Annotated in this window: 12 protein-coding genes; 7 read left to right on the forward strand and 5 right to left on the reverse strand. The window is 36.2% G+C overall.

Features of this window, described 5'->3' with window-relative positions; genetic code table 11:
• The first annotated feature begins 52 nt into the window (after positions 1-52).
• Positions 53-1726: an amidohydrolase gene (locus CXF71_RS01545; protein ID WP_101231240.1), complete on the forward strand. Its 1674-nt coding sequence runs from the start codon at positions 53-55 to the stop codon at positions 1724-1726.
• 154 nt (positions 1727-1880) lie between these two features.
• Here the strand turns inward: CXF71_RS01545 and asnB are convergent, their stop codons facing one another.
• The 3 genes from asnB to CXF71_RS01560 all read right to left on the reverse strand — a co-directional run bounded on the left by asnB (position 1881) and on the right by CXF71_RS01560 (position 7013).
• A complete protein-coding gene (gene asnB, locus CXF71_RS01550) occupies positions 1881-3545 on the reverse strand; it encodes an asparagine synthase B (RefSeq protein ID WP_101231241.1) in 1665 nt (554 codons plus the stop codon).
• 429 nt (positions 3546-3974) lie between these two features.
• On the reverse strand, positions 3975-6149 hold the full coding sequence (locus CXF71_RS01555; protein WP_101231242.1) for an ABC transporter substrate-binding protein: 2175 nt from the start codon (positions 6147-6149) through the stop codon (positions 3975-3977).
• Between the two features lie 261 nt (positions 6150-6410).
• Positions 6411-7013: a DNA-J related domain-containing protein gene (locus CXF71_RS01560; RefSeq protein ID WP_101231243.1), complete on the reverse strand. Its 603-nt coding sequence runs from the start codon at positions 7011-7013 to the stop codon at positions 6411-6413.
• 619 nt (positions 7014-7632) lie between these two features.
• Between CXF71_RS01560 and CXF71_RS01565 the strand changes: the two genes are divergently transcribed.
• Positions 7633-8376, forward strand: a complete 744-nt coding sequence (locus CXF71_RS01565; RefSeq protein WP_232771337.1) for a substrate-binding periplasmic protein — start codon at positions 7633-7635, stop codon at positions 8374-8376.
• A 136-nt stretch (positions 8377-8512) separates the two neighbouring features.
• Here CXF71_RS01565 and nhaD read toward each other — a convergent pair whose 3' ends face one another.
• A complete protein-coding gene (gene nhaD, locus CXF71_RS01570; protein WP_198559801.1) occupies positions 8513-9757 on the reverse strand; it encodes a sodium:proton antiporter NhaD in 1245 nt (414 codons plus the stop codon).
• A gap of 293 nt (positions 9758-10050) precedes the next feature.
• Entirely contained in the window at positions 10051-10335 is a 285-nt protein-coding gene (locus CXF71_RS01575; protein ID WP_101231244.1) for a hypothetical protein, read from the reverse strand.
• A 191-nt stretch (positions 10336-10526) separates the two neighbouring features.
• On the opposite strand from CXF71_RS01575, the gene CXF71_RS01580 reads away from it, so the two are divergent.
• From CXF71_RS01580 to CXF71_RS01600, 5 genes are read left to right on the forward strand one after another with little or no spacing between them, the layout of a single operon-like run.
• Entirely contained in the window at positions 10527-11045 is a 519-nt protein-coding gene (locus CXF71_RS01580) for a TlpA disulfide reductase family protein (RefSeq protein WP_101231245.1), read from the forward strand.
• Complete coding sequence (locus CXF71_RS01585) at positions 11032-11280, forward strand: DUF4266 domain-containing protein (protein WP_101231246.1); 249 nt, start codon at positions 11032-11034, stop codon at positions 11278-11280. Before CXF71_RS01580 ends, CXF71_RS01585 begins: the two co-directional genes overlap by 14 nt.
• Positions 11280-12614, forward strand: coding sequence for a DUF3570 domain-containing protein (locus CXF71_RS01590; RefSeq protein ID WP_101231247.1), 1335 nt, complete (start codon positions 11280-11282; stop codon positions 12612-12614). The genes CXF71_RS01585 and CXF71_RS01590 overlap by 1 nt, the downstream gene beginning before the upstream one ends.
• 35 nt (positions 12615-12649) lie before the next feature.
• A complete protein-coding gene (locus tag CXF71_RS01595; protein WP_101231248.1) occupies positions 12650-13567 on the forward strand; it encodes an FAD:protein FMN transferase in 918 nt (305 codons plus the stop codon).
• Between the two features lie 8 nt (positions 13568-13575).
• On the forward strand, positions 13576-14304 hold the full coding sequence (locus CXF71_RS01600) for a response regulator (protein ID WP_101231249.1): 729 nt from the start codon (positions 13576-13578) through the stop codon (positions 14302-14304).
• The last annotated feature ends 1 nt before the right edge of the window (position 14305 follow it).

Genomic DNA, 14305 nt, shown 5'->3' on the forward strand with positions numbered 1-14305 from the left:
TGAGTTAGCTACAAAAAAGTCAATGAAACAATACTATAATAAGACACATACTATGAAAAAAATTAAATTTATTAGTACCTTTTCTATGCTGCTAATCAGCTCCCAACTTATGGCCCAAACAACGTTGATAACGAATGTTAATGGCTATACTATCATCGATAAATCGCTAAAACAGTTTTCTGCCATTTCATTTACTAATGACACGATAAATAAAGTTTACCTGCTAGGTGATGTGGTTGAAACGCCTAATGATGCGATTGTGATTAATGGCCAAGGTCATACTATGTTACCGGGGTTAATTGATGCACATGGTCATGTCCTTGGGTATGGACACAGCTTACTGCAAGTGGATTTGGTCAATACTACTTCAGAGAATGATGCTGTTAATCGGGCGATATCCTATGCCAAGGAGAATCCCTCATTGAGTTGGATACTTGGTCGTGGTTGGAATCAGGTGCAATGGTCTAATAATGCTTATCCAAATGCTAAAAGCCTAGATGAAGCGTTCCCTAATAAGCCTGTATGGCTAAGACGAGTGGATGGCCATGCTGGCTGGGCAAATTCTAAAGCGATGGCGTTGGCGGGAATTACTTCAGCAAGCAAGGCGCCTGCGGGAGGGGAAATAATAAAAGATAAAAATGGCCAGCCTACGGGTGTTTTTATTGATAATGCAATGGACTTAATCATTGAGAGTATAACTCAACCTTCACTTGCAGAAGATAAAGTCGCTTTAACAAAGGCCATGAAGTCATTGGCAAGTTTAGGTTTAACCAGTGTACATGATGCAGGTATAGACCAAAAAAATATTGGTTTATATAAAATGCTTGCTCGTGAAGGCAATATGGCTATTCGTATTAATGGTATGTTGTATTTACCGAGTAAGAACTGGCAACAACAATTGCAGCAGGGGCCTTATAAAACTGAAGATGATATGTTCGTTCTTCACAGTGTCAAAATTCAAGCTGATGGCGCATTAGGCAGTAGAGGTGCATCATTAATTAGTGATTACAGCGATCATTCGGGCCACAAAGGCTTGTTATTGCATGATAATAAAACGCTAAAGCACTATATTGATTTTGCTATGGATGCAGGCTTTCAAGTGAATACTCATGCCATTGGCGATAATGCTAATAAATTGATTTTAGATCTTTATCAACAAGCAATACAAAAGAGTGATACTAAAAAATTACGTCATAGAATAGAGCATGCTCAAGTGCTGCGTTTAGAAGATATTCCTCGATTTTCATCGCTAAATATCATTGCTTCAATGCAAGCCACACATGCCACGAGTGATAAAAATATGGCGGTTTCTCGTCTGGGCACAGCACGTATTTTAGGTGCTTATGCTTGGCGAAAATTGCTAGATAGTAATGCTGTTATTGCCGCTGGCTCTGATTTTCCGGTAGAATCACCCAACCCATTTTATGGTTTACATGCATCAATTACCCGACAAGATCATAAAGATTTACCCCTTGGTGGCTGGTATGCAGACCAGAAAATGACGCCTCTTGAAGCCTTGAGGAGTTTTACACTTGATGCAGCTTATGCTGGCCATCAAGAAAAAATTATAGGCAGCTTAGAGGCAGGTAAAAAGGCGGACTTCATTCTTCTGGCGGATGACATATTTACTATGGCGGAAAGTAAAGTTTGGCAAGGAAAGGTATTACAAACTTGGGTAGCAGGTAAAAAAGTTTTCTCTGCTATTGATGTTTCATCAACTAAATAAGTGAGCTACAAAGAGTAGGGCGTAATAAAATACGCTTGCAATGGCGCCATTAAAATCCTTCAAGACTCCATACTCAGGTATTAAAAAAGCCGATAATACGTATTATCGGCTTTTTTTTGTTACTGTAAGTTAGTTATTTTCTTACACGCTTGAACTAGTAACTTTCGTTATGAACGCTCAGTACAGCACGACCCGATGGATCGGCGTTGTTTTGAAAGCTCTCATCCCAAGCAAGCGCTTCTTCTGTACTACAAGCAACTGACTTGCCGCCTATGACACAGTCGGCAGCAGACGCTAACGGGAATCTTTCTTCGAAGACACAACGATAGAAATATGCTTCTTTACTATCTGGTGTATTTACCGGAAATCTAAAGCTAGCACTTTCAAGTTGTTGATCAGTTACTTGTGAATTAACATAAACTTTTAAGCCGTCAATCCATGAATAACCAACACCATCAGAAAACTGCTCTTTTTGACGCCATAATATTTCTTTAGGTAAATAACCTTCAAAAGATTCGCGTAAAATTGCTTTTTCCATTTTGCCGTTGCCACACATTTTATCTTGAGGATTGATGCGCATAGCAACATCCATAAAGTTTTTATCTAAAAATGGCACTCTAGCTTCAATGCCCCAAGCAGACATAGACTTGTTAGCACGTAAACAATCAAATTTATGAAGTCGATCTAACTTACGATTTAATTCTTCATGAAACTCTTGGGCATTAGGCGCTTTGTGGAAGTATAAATAGCCACCAAATATTTCATCAGCACCTTCACCAGACAGGACCATTTTAATACCCATCGCTTTAATTTTACGTGCCATTAAATACATTGGCGTTGAAGCGCGGATAGTTGTTACATCGTAGGTTTCTAAATGGTAAATAACTTCTTTAAGCGCATCGATACCTTCTTGCTCAGTGAAGACAATACTATGGTGGATAGTACCAATACTGTCAGCGACGGTTTGGGCCGCAATTAAATCAGGAGCACCTTCAAGACCACAAGCAAATGAGTGTACTTTTGGCCACCATGCTTCTGCTAAATCGTTATCTTCAATTCTACGAGCAGCAAATTTTTGTGTAATAGCCGAAATTAATGAAGAATCTAAACCACCGGATAATAATACACCGTATGGTACATCGGTCATTAAATGACTTTTTACCGACTCTTCTAACGCTTCACGAATTTTAGTGGTACTAGTGGTATTGTCTTTAATGGCAGCATAATCTTGCCAATTGCGCTTATAATATTGCTGCAACTCGCCAACACGACTATCTAAAATATGCCCAGGAGGAAATTCAGACACTGTTTTACAAATAGGCATCAGTGCTTTCATTTCTGAAGCCACATAAAAATTACCATCACTATCATAACCAGTATATAAAGGAATAATACCAATATGATCGCGGGCAATTAAATAGCTATTGTCGGTGGCGTTATATAAGCAAAAGGCAAACATACCTTGAAGCTTATCAACAAATTCGACACCAAATTCTTCATATAAAGGTAAGATAACTTCACAATCTGACGCGGTTTGAAAAGCATAATCAACGTTTAAGTTACTGGCTAAAGCTTTATGGTTATAAATTTCACCATTAACAGCGAGTACATTGCTTTTATCACCATTGTATAATGGTTGAGCGCCATGCTCAGTATCAACAATAGATAAGCGTTCATGTACTAATATTGCATTATCGTTGTGATAAATTCCTGACCAATCAGGACCGCGGTGACGTAATAGACGAGAATATTCTAATGCTTTAGGACGAAGTGCATCTGCACCTGTTTTTATATCTAATATACCAAAGATCGAACACATTGAAGCGCTACTCCTTTAATTATTGTTTGAATCGAATTGTGGACTGAATACGAACATTATTGTTAATCAGTAAGGTAGAATAACTATTCAGCTTACATACAGTGACATGTTATCGAAATAAATCAATACCTATAAGTGAAAAAATTATAATAAAAGATATAAGGGCCGATGACTTCAATGAACTTGATATAACTAGTAGCCATGAGATACGTTAACAAAGAAATACATAGTTACGATTTCTTCAGCGGCTCTTCATTTATGTTGTACTCGAAAAATAATAATAAATCTCTTGTGCATGAAATTAAAATGACTGGTGAGTGGACATAGATAAAATCGGTTATTGCTAATAACTAGTAAGAAAATACACTGTTCTTTTATAAATAGTTGAAGGGCAAGGGAGGCACGCAGATTATTCGTAAAGTAAACGAGTTACATTAAGTGTTTTGTTAATAACTGATAAAAAGCATGTTGATCTATTGGTTTACCTAAATGAGCATTAAATCCTGTTTCTAGGTAATGCTCAACTTCAGTTTTCATTACATTGGCGGTAACCGCAATAATAATTATATCGCTCGATTTCTCTCTTATTTTTTGACAAGCGCTAACGCCATCAAGTTCTGGCATTTGAATATCCATTAAAATTAAATCAGGTTTATAAGCCTCATATTGCTCAATCGCTTGAATACCATTTTCAGCTAATAAAATTGTCGATTGCGTTAACAGCAACATTTTTTTTAAGATGATCTGATTAATTCGATTATCTTCTGCAATTAGAATAACTTTATCTGATAAATCTGGCGGGATGATTTTACTTTCTTTATCTGCTTTGAATAGAGGCTGTTTTTCAACTTGAACCATAGGTAAATCGACCACAAAGCTTGTCCCTATATTGATTTCACTACTGACATTTATTTTTCCTGCCATTAAATCAATCAAGTTCTTAGATATAGACATACCTAAGCCTGTGCCACCATATTTTCGCGTTATCGATGAGTCTGCTTGAGTAAATTGCTCAAACAATTCAGCTACAGCTTCTTTATTCATACCAATGCCGGTATCTGTAATGGTAAAGCGTATTCCTTTGATCGCTGGATTAAGGTCTACTGCCAATATGACAACGCCTTTTTCAGTAAATTTGACCGCGTTAAATAAAATATTAACCAGTATTTGTTTAGTTCGAACGGGATCGCCTAACCAGTAGTGCATGAATTTAGGTGCAATTGACAACTGAAACTTCACGCCCTTTTTATTTGCCAAACGTGAAAAATCAGATTTGATTTCATTAATGATTTCAACAAGATTATATTCACAATGTTCAATATGTAATTTACCCGCTTCTATTTTCGAAAAGTCTAAAATATCATTAATGATGGTTAGTAGTTTTTTGGTGGATGAAAACGCATTAGACACTAACTCAACACTATTGGCAGAAAGTTTTTCATTTTTAAGTAACTGTAACGAACCATAAATACCATTCATTGGCGTTCTCACTTCATGGCTCATATTGGCAACAAAAAGACTTTTGGCTTTGTTAGCGTCATCCGCTTTTTCTTTTGCATGCTCGAGCAATACATACTGCTCGTTAATTAAAGTGATTTTGTCGCTTAAGCTTTGATTGGCGGATTGCAGAGCCAATGTTTTTATTTGTACTCGACGACGCAGTTGATGATTAAAGCCAATAGTAATCATCAATAACAAAAGGCTCATTGCTGTGCCTATCAATAAATATCGAGTACTTAAAAAAGGCTCTTTATTGATATAATCTTCGAGTAATAAGCCATCTAACGAACTCTCGTGATCAACCAGATTTAATTCTCGATAAACATCAGCAATACGTAAAAATCTATTTTTGTAGATCGTTCCAATAGGCACTACTTCAGAATGAACTAACGGCTTGGTTTTTTTTGCTTGAAAGAGTAATAGTGATTTATCGCTGGTTGAACGGTATTTATTAATAATTAAATCAACCATTTCCTCTTGATGATTTAATGCATAGACCCAGCCCTTAATACTCGCTTCAACAAAGGCTTGTGCGCGTTCCGGTGTAGATTCGACATAATGTTGAGTGGTGAAAATCATATCGCCATAAAAATCTAAGCCATAATTTCTCGGGTCAATAATGGTTATGGGTATATTTTTTTGTTGATATAAACCAGGTTGATCTGTGATGTAAGCAGAAAACGCGTCAACATCGCCATCTATCAATATTTCATCATTAAAATTGAAAGGCACATACTGATATTGACTTTTTTTTATATTCAGCGCTGAAAACATTCCCGTTATCGTCGCACTGTCTAGGCCATCTTGATAAGAAACTCGTTTTCCTATTAAATCCTCAGGGCTACGAATTCCCGATTCAGCTAATGCTATTAGTACCAATGGACTATGTTGATAAATGGCAGATAACACAACCACAGGCTTACCGTTCATACGCTGTAATACAATACTTGAATCAGTAATACCAAACGTTGCTCGTTCTGCGAGTACATCATCAATAGGACTTGTTTTTATATCCCTTTGTTTTATTTCAACATCAAAACCAGCATCTTGATAATACCCCTGATTCTTTGCCGCATAGTAGCCTGCAAATTGAAAGGAATGCATCCATTTAAGTTGTAAAACAACTTTTTCATTTGCAAGTACACTCTGACTTACACTAAAAAGTATAAGACCGATGAAAAGTAGATATTTATTGATGGTGTTCTCTTGTTAAGAATAAAGTAACTCTTTAATTGTATGACAAAAAATAGCTATTGCAAGAAATAAGCAAACACAAGAAAGAGTCGACTTTACCGGTAAAAGATGAATCTTAGAGTTAAGTTCAGCTGAATAAAATGCTAGGTGTAGTATTAAAAGCCTACGTGTTTAAAATATCTTATCTAATACTGCTTTCGCTTGACGAATTTTGGTAAACGTTTCAGCACATCCGCCTTTATCAGGATGGTGCTGTTGAGCGAGACGAAGGTATTGAGCTTTAATCATTTTTGCATCAGCATGAGTCGGAAGATTTAAAGTATCAAGTGCCTCTTTTTTGTTATCTTGCGCGATATATTTTTGCCAAAATGATTTCAGCATGTCATTTATTTCATCTTCTTGCGTTTCAAAATAGTACTTTGAATTTAAGTAATAACTTTCGAGTGGGTCAGTTGTTTCAAGAGCTTTTTGTGACGCTTCGTGGACAGCTATCGGATTATGTAACGTTATTTTTTGTATATGCACCGATTGAATGATAAGTGTGAATTTTTGCGAGTGTTGATATTGTTTTTTTAAATGATAGAGCGCGTGCATACAAAGAAAGTGCGCACTAAATAAATCTTTGGGGTGAGCTAATGAAAAATCGTCAAAAGGCGGGATTTTTTTGTCTTGTAAGTTTTTGATTATTTTGTATTCATTGCTTAGCGATAAACAATTCAAGAATTGATCAATTTCATGCATTATGGGAATTAAATAAGGATTGAAAGTCTGCATTGTAGATCTCAGTCATTAATGTTGGTGGTATAGTACATAATTATCTGGTCTGCTGGCGAGCATACCAGCATTGTGGTAATTAATCTTAATTTAGCTTCGCTTTAAAAGTAGGAATAGCAGCTTTACCTACTACAGAAAACCAATATACCAACAAGACAGTTAATAAATAACCTATTGGCTTCAAGGCGTTGCTAAAATACGAAATACTCTAGTGTGCATATTAGATAACCTGAACTTCGGATAAGCGAATTTGCCCAATAACGCTATTTAAGCGCCTATCAGCGTTATTTTTACTCCCAATAACCAGTTATTGGTTTGTAAAAATATCTTAATAGACACTTAAATTTCGTCACTGGAACTTTAAGTTAATTTGTTCACCTAACTTCAATAAGTTACAAAACTCTTATCCAAACCTCAGGTTAGATAAGTATTTATAGCGCAATTAAGTTAGTTGATTCACTTTAGCTCGATGGATAGGCTGCGTGGTTTATTGGTTAGTGATGTAAGGAATTTAAGCTGACGTTTTAAGGTAATAAAAGTAAATAACCACTATATATTTTTATTAAATTTAATTACTATCGTTGTTATATACGACTTATAGCTTTACTAAATATTAGGAATGACAATTAAATTACTCAAATATAGTGTGATTTTTATTATTGGGTTAATGTGTAGCAAAGCTATCGGCAAAGAAATAGTCATGGCCTTTAGCCAAGATATCCCACCTTATATTATTGAAAAAAATAATACCGGGATTGAAATTGACATCATCTCTTCTGCTCTAGCCTATAAGGGACATACACTAAAGCCTTTATATTATCCTTTAGGCAGAGTTCCTCTCGCTTATGTTCAGAATCTCGTTGATGCTGCAATGGGCGATATGGGGGTAGAGTTAAAGGGGGCTTTTTACGGTAATCCTGCTGTAATCTATGACAACGTCTTTATTACCCTCAAAAGTAGAAAGATTGTGATAAATAAACCGAGTGATTTAAACCCACTACTCGTGGCATCTTTTCAAGGTGCTGAAAAACGCTATGCACATTGGTTAGAAAAAGTAGTAAATGAAAAAAGATTTTTTGGGGTCAGTGATCAATTAAAACAAGTTAAATTACTCCATCTAGGACGATTTGATGTCGTGCTTTGCGATCGCTATATTTTCAAATACTTTGTTAATCAAATAAAGCTAATCGATAAATTAGAAATTAGTGCTGTTGAGGAACACCCATTTATCACTGTTGATCCAATGAATTATCGTCCTGTATTTAGAGATAAAAAAATACGTGACGACTTTAATCTAGGTTTGAGTTACTTGAAAGAAAGTGGAGCATTCCAAAAGATTTATGATAAGTATTTGAACTTGTAAATTGCGCCAGTTAGCACCATTAGTAACGACAAAAAATCACTAAAGATAAGTGTTCCTAGGTATATTTACCTCTTAATTGTTTATTCCCCCAAGGTTATTAGTACCTAGAGGGAACAAGCATTACTTTTAGATTGTATTAAGTGAGTGCCCAATTAGCGGCGAAATACACCCCAATATAACCTACTGTATAAGCAACAATTAAATATAAGGAATTTCTCAAGTAACTGATGAAGTTTAGTTCTTTTATTTTGCTCATAGCAATAATGCCTGCAGCAGAGCCTATTACTAGAATTGAACCACCAACGCCAGTCGCATACGTTAACATTAACCACTCGGTAACCTTCATATCAACATCGGCTTTTAATAAGGCTGCAGTTAAAGGAACGTTATCAATTACTGATGATAGAAAACCAACTAAATAATTAACTGTTATGGCGGGAAAATATTGATACAACGCTGTAAAACCATTCAACACACCAATTTCTTTTAAAATACCTACCAGCAATAAGACCCCTAAAAAGAACAGTAGGGCATCATATTCAACTTCGCGTATATAGTTTAAAACATCCTTATTATTTTTATTAGGTAATAGATTTGCTGCTAAAAACATGACGGATAAACCAAACAAAAAACTTAATACCGGAGGAATTTGAAATAGCACATTGGCCAGTAAAGTACCTGAAATAGTAAATACAAAAATGAGGGCTATTATGATATCGGCTTTTTCAATTTTAATGCGTGCTTGTGCTAATTCAACCACTCCAGAGAGTTTCATGGATAATAAACTCGCTAAGGTTAATACACCTAAAAATGAAGGTAAAACTAAAATAAGTAAATTGGAAATAGTGACTTTATTTTCGAGAAATATCATTAACGTTGTTACATCACCGGTAATAAGAGAAACGCCACCACTATTGACTGAAAAAATAATTAAAGTGGCATATTTTAGTCGTTTCTTTACTTCCAACTGTAAGTTCATTACCACGGTAATAGACACTAAGGTTGCCGTGACATTATCGGCAAAAGATGAGAAAACAAAGGCAAATATAGCAATAACAAACATCAAACCACGTTCTGATACAGAATTTGGCAGTATTCTTTGTACTAATGCGGAAATAAAACCTTTGCTATTTAAGTAAGCAACAAACGTCATTGCCGACATTAGAAACAACCATAAGGTAGCAATCTCAAGTAAGTTTTCATTAAGTTGGTGAGTGGTTTCACTCGCCAAGTTATTGTTAATAGGGAAAATAAAAGCAAGGATCCAACAAAGCGTCCCAAAAAATAGTGTGGTTTTAGCTTTGTTGATGTGAATTAAGTCTTCAGTAATAATCATCAAAAAGCTGATGATAACTAAGATGAGAATAACAGTATTAATCATAATTAGGGCTACTAACGCGTTAAGAGGCTTCGATACTCGTTAACATTCAAAGTGCAGGATTTTAGTGGTAATTAAAATCACTTTAAGCAAAAAAATTTAAGCATATATTCTATGATTTGATTAATTTTTGCGGAATAAAGTCATGTAAAAGTTGCATCTTGATTGTTACGGGTAGTTAACAAATTAATTGTTAATAAATCAATTTGTTAATAAAGAATACCTGTTTAATAAAAATAAAATGCTAAGCCATTTCAACTCGTTATAAGTCATGGCTTATCGTATTGGTTGCTATTTTATAAAAATAATGGAGGGGGACCACGATTACAGCAAGGTAAGGTATGACTTCTTTGCTTTTCTAAAGGAGTGTTTTCAATGAATAGGACTGTGTGGCCAGATGATGTTATATATTGGTTATTGTTTAACAGTGCGCTAGATTCAGGCAAATCTTCTAATGACAGTTGGCAATGAGAGTCATTAGCTGAGTTATTATCTGCCAAGCAAGGTTGAGCATAACCTGTGCTTAAAAAGCAAAAGCATAATAAAAAATACAATAAAGCAAAAGCCTTATGAGTCGTCATTATTTTGTTGAATCATTAATTATCGCCATGGCGGCGCAGTATATACCCAAATTAGTTTTAAACGAACGTTAATTTAGCGATAAAATATAACTAAAACTTAAGAATTAGCTTTCTTAAGTTTTAGTTAAGTTTACTTGTCTAAGCTAACGGCACTAATACAGTTACTACAAATAGTTTTTAGGGATATATAGATGAAAAAAACACTCGTGTTTGCTTTGCTGCTATTAAGCTTTACTGCTTCAGCTCTACCAGCAGATCAATTTGATAGTCCACGAAAGTCTCTTGAACAGGCGCTGTTAGCACAGGAAGGTAAGGTCGTATATATTGATTTTTGGGCCTCATGGTGTGGACCTTGTGTTAAATCTTTTCCTTGGATGAATAAAATCCAACAGCAATATAAAGAACAGGGTTTTACTGTTATCAGTATCAATCTAGATGCAGATGAAACTAAAGCCAGTCAATTCTTAAAAGATAATCCTGCGTTATTTGCGGTCATTTATGATCATAAAGGTACCATAGCCAAACATTTTTCGATTCAGGGCATGCCAACAAGTATGCTAATAAGTCGAGATGGTGAGATTAAATTTCGCCATAGTGGATTTTTTACCGGTAAAATGAATCAATATGAAGATGAGATTAAACAGTTACTTAACTCGTCATCAACCACTCTTTCGAAAAAGACAAACAGAGGCAACCATGAAAGCGAATAAACCCGAATTTAAAACGTCAACATTTAAGCTTGTTTTATTAACAGCGGTCACTGTCAGTCTTAGCGCCTGTAGTAGTTTAGGGGTAGAGCCTTGGGAACGTGATTTATTGGCGAAAAAAGAAATGGCGCTTACGTCCAGCCCTGTTGATGCAGCTTTAGATGATCATATCTATTTCTCTAAAGAAGCATCAAGTGGTGGGAAAAGTTTTGGTGGCGGTGGTTGTGGGTGTAACTAATGAATAAACTAAATAAAACAAGTAACAAAAAAAATAGAAATACAAATTTAAAGGCAGCGTTATCATTGGCGACTAGTGCTTTACTTGGTACAAGTGTTGTCTCAGCGTCAGCAGTACAAGCAAAAGAAGCTAATGAGTGGCAATTTGATAGTGCCTTTTTAGTATATTCAGAAGTAGACCGAGTCAGTGCAACTGAAGCGATTATCGCGGGTACAAAAACCTTTGATAATGACGAGGTTTTGAGTTTGAAATTAACGGTTGATGCCTTAACTGGTGCATCAGCTAATGGCGCTATTGCCCAGCCTAACGCACAAACATTCACTCGTCCTTCGGGTAATGGACAGTATGTTACTCCAGCAGGTGAAACACCGCTTGATGATACTTTTCATGATACACGTGTTCAGTTTAATGGCCAATGGACACAACCCTTAGCGGAAAATATTACCGGCAGTGTTGGCGGGCATTTTTCGAAAGAGTATGATTATTTGTCTTTAGGTGTTAATGGTAATTTAGCCTATGATTTTAATAGGAAAAATTCGACTATCTCAATGGGGTTAAGTTATTTCCAAGATACCTTTACCCCTGAGGGAGGCATTCCAAAACCATTTTCATCAATGCTAGTTGGTGACTCTGGAGCATCAGATTGGGACACTGAATTTGCCAAAACAAGGATAGGGGATAGCGAGGATAAGAGTACTGCAGATATACTTGTTGGTTTTACCCAAGTAATAAATCGTCGTATGATCACCGCCTTTAATTATTCTTATTCTATGGTCGATGGCTATTTAACTGACCCGTTTAAAGTGGTCAGTGTGCTAAATAACGAAGGGATAGCCCAAGATTATATTTATGAAAATCGACCAGATTCACGGGTAAAACAGAGTACTTTTATGCAGGCAAAATATCATTTTGATGATAGTTTGCTTAATACGGTAGCGGATGTCTCTTATCGCTATATGTGGGATGATTGGGGAATTAACTCTCATACTATTGATACCCGCTTTACTATTCCAGTTGGAGCAGCAAGTTATATTGAACCGCATATTCGCTTTTATCAACAAGGTGCAGCGGACTTCTACCAACCGTATGTAGTCGACGAACAAGCTCCGATAAGTTTTGTTAGTGCAGATTATCGTATTGGCGAAATGACAGCGGTTACTGTCGGAGCAAAATATGGGGTTGTGCTTAACGGTGGTAATGAACTGTCGTTTAGAATTGAATATTATCGTCAAATGCCAACTAATGCTGGGTTTGTTGATCCTCAAGGAATAAGTAGCTTGGATTTGTATCCGGTAGTTGAAGCCGTTATTGCGCAAGTGAGTTATTCATTTTAAACTGTTCGAAAAGTATTTAGTTGTTATAAAACACTATGCAAAAACCACGTTCAGTTAAAGTAAACTATCAAAAAGATGGCTATAGCATTAGTTTTAATGCTATGGCCAGTCCATGTGAAGTTTTAATACAGACACAAGATAGGTGCCTAGCTGAGCAAGTTGCTCAAGTTGTTAGTGAGGAAGTTTGGCGTATTGAAGATAAATACAGTCGCTATGACAGCCGTAGTATTTGTAGTGAAATAAATACCAGTAATGGTAAACATATTGCCATTGATGAAGAAACTTATCTGTTACTTAATTTTGCCGAACAATGCTATCAGTTAAGTGACGGCCTGTTTGATATTAGTTCAGGTGTACTGAGAAAAGTGTGGTCTTTTGATGGGCAAAAGGGTGAATGTCAACACTTTCCTAGCGCAACCGACGTTAACAAAATTCTGAGTTTTGTTGGCTGGCAAAGAGTGGTTTATGATCAACAAAGTATTTCTTTACCAAAAAACATGCAACTAGATTTTGGTGGTATAGGTAAAGAATATGCCGTTGACCGTTGCATATTATTAGCAAAACAATTAACGGATGCCCCTATTTTAGTGAACTTAGGGGGCGATTTGGCAGTAACAGGTCCCCGGCTTAATCATCAAGCATGGCAAGTTGCTATTGAACACCCTGACAGTGATGCTCTTGGCCAACAACAAGATATGATTGTTGCACTGAACCATGGGGCTTTAGCTACTAGTGGAGATGCCAGGCGGTATTTAATAAAAGATGGGGTGCGCTATGGCCACGTATTAAATGCTAAAACAGGCTGGCCGATTATACACGCGCCACGCTCTATCACAACCGTAGCGCCACAATGTATACAAGCAGGTATTTTAGCCACTTTAGCGTTATTACAAGGTGAGCATGCCGAACAATTTTTAACAGAACAAGACATTACTTTTTGGACAAGAAGGTAACTAACTACATGAGAATTTTATTAGTAGAAGATGATCAAGGACTAGCCGAAGCATTACAACAGTCTCTAGAACGAGAAGGCTTTGTTATAGATCACTTATCTCGAGGCAAACTGGCGCTAACTGCTTTAGCTGTGCCTAGTCATGATATGGTGATTCTCGATTTAGGCTTGCCAGACATTGATGGTTTAACGGTACTAAAAGAGATAAGAGCTAAAAAGAATGACTTACCTGTTATTATTTTAACCGCCAGAGATAGCATTGATAGTAAAGTGCAAGGCTTAGATTATGGTGCAGATGATTACTTAGCAAAACCGTTTGATATGCAAGAATTATTGGCAAGATTGCGGGTGATAGAACGTCGATTAGGCACAGCATCGAGCTCAATGATAACGATTGACCGTGTCAGTTTGGATACTAAGGCTCATAAAGTTTTTTTATTACCATGTGCGAGCACAGATGCGCTAAACAACGAACAAAGTAACACAAAAGAAGAAGAACAGGCTGCAAGTGAGGTACACTTTTCCAAAAAAGAATTTATGGTGTTAAAGGCATTAATGGAAAATGCAGGACGTATCCAATCGCGCGAACAAATTGAGTCTAAACTTTACCATTGGGGTGAAGAGGTGTTAAGTAATGCTGTCGAAGTTCATATCCATAAATTAAGAAAGAGTCTACCTAGTAAATTTATACAAAATGTACGCGGTGTGGGTTACATTATTAATCAACCTCAAAACTAAT

The organism is Colwellia sp. 12G3 (assembly GCF_002836775.1).
Lineage (GTDB): Bacteria > Pseudomonadota > Gammaproteobacteria > Enterobacterales > Alteromonadaceae > Colwellia.

Excerpts from the sequence above, each read along its gene's own strand:
- CXF71_RS01545 (WP_101231240.1), top strand. The coding sequence starts at position 53 with ATGAAAAAAATTAAATTTATTAGTACCTTTTCTATGCTGCTAATCAGC.
- asnB (WP_101231241.1), bottom strand. The coding sequence starts at position 3,545 with ATGTGTTCGATCTTTGGTATATTAGATATAAAAACAGGTGCAGATGCA.
- CXF71_RS01555 (WP_101231242.1), bottom strand. The coding sequence starts at position 6,149 with ATGCATTCCTTTCAATTTGCAGGCTACTATGCGGCAAAGAATCAGGGG.
- CXF71_RS01560 (WP_101231243.1), bottom strand. The coding sequence starts at position 7,013 with ATGCAGACTTTCAATCCTTATTTAATTCCCATAATGCATGAAATTGAT.
- CXF71_RS01565 (WP_232771337.1), top strand. The coding sequence starts at position 7,633 with ATGACAATTAAATTACTCAAATATAGTGTGATTTTTATTATTGGGTTA.
- nhaD (WP_198559801.1), bottom strand. The coding sequence starts at position 9,757 with ATGATTAATACTGTTATTCTCATCTTAGTTATCATCAGCTTTTTGATG.
- CXF71_RS01575 (WP_101231244.1), bottom strand. The coding sequence starts at position 10,335 with ATGACGACTCATAAGGCTTTTGCTTTATTGTATTTTTTATTATGCTTT.
- CXF71_RS01580 (WP_101231245.1), top strand. The coding sequence starts at position 10,527 with ATGAAAAAAACACTCGTGTTTGCTTTGCTGCTATTAAGCTTTACTGCT.
- CXF71_RS01585 (WP_101231246.1), top strand. The coding sequence starts at position 11,032 with ATGAAAGCGAATAAACCCGAATTTAAAACGTCAACATTTAAGCTTGTT.
- CXF71_RS01590 (WP_101231247.1), top strand. The coding sequence starts at position 11,280 with ATGAATAAACTAAATAAAACAAGTAACAAAAAAAATAGAAATACAAAT.
- CXF71_RS01595 (WP_101231248.1), top strand. The coding sequence starts at position 12,650 with ATGCAAAAACCACGTTCAGTTAAAGTAAACTATCAAAAAGATGGCTAT.
- CXF71_RS01600 (WP_101231249.1), top strand. The coding sequence starts at position 13,576 with ATGAGAATTTTATTAGTAGAAGATGATCAAGGACTAGCCGAAGCATTA.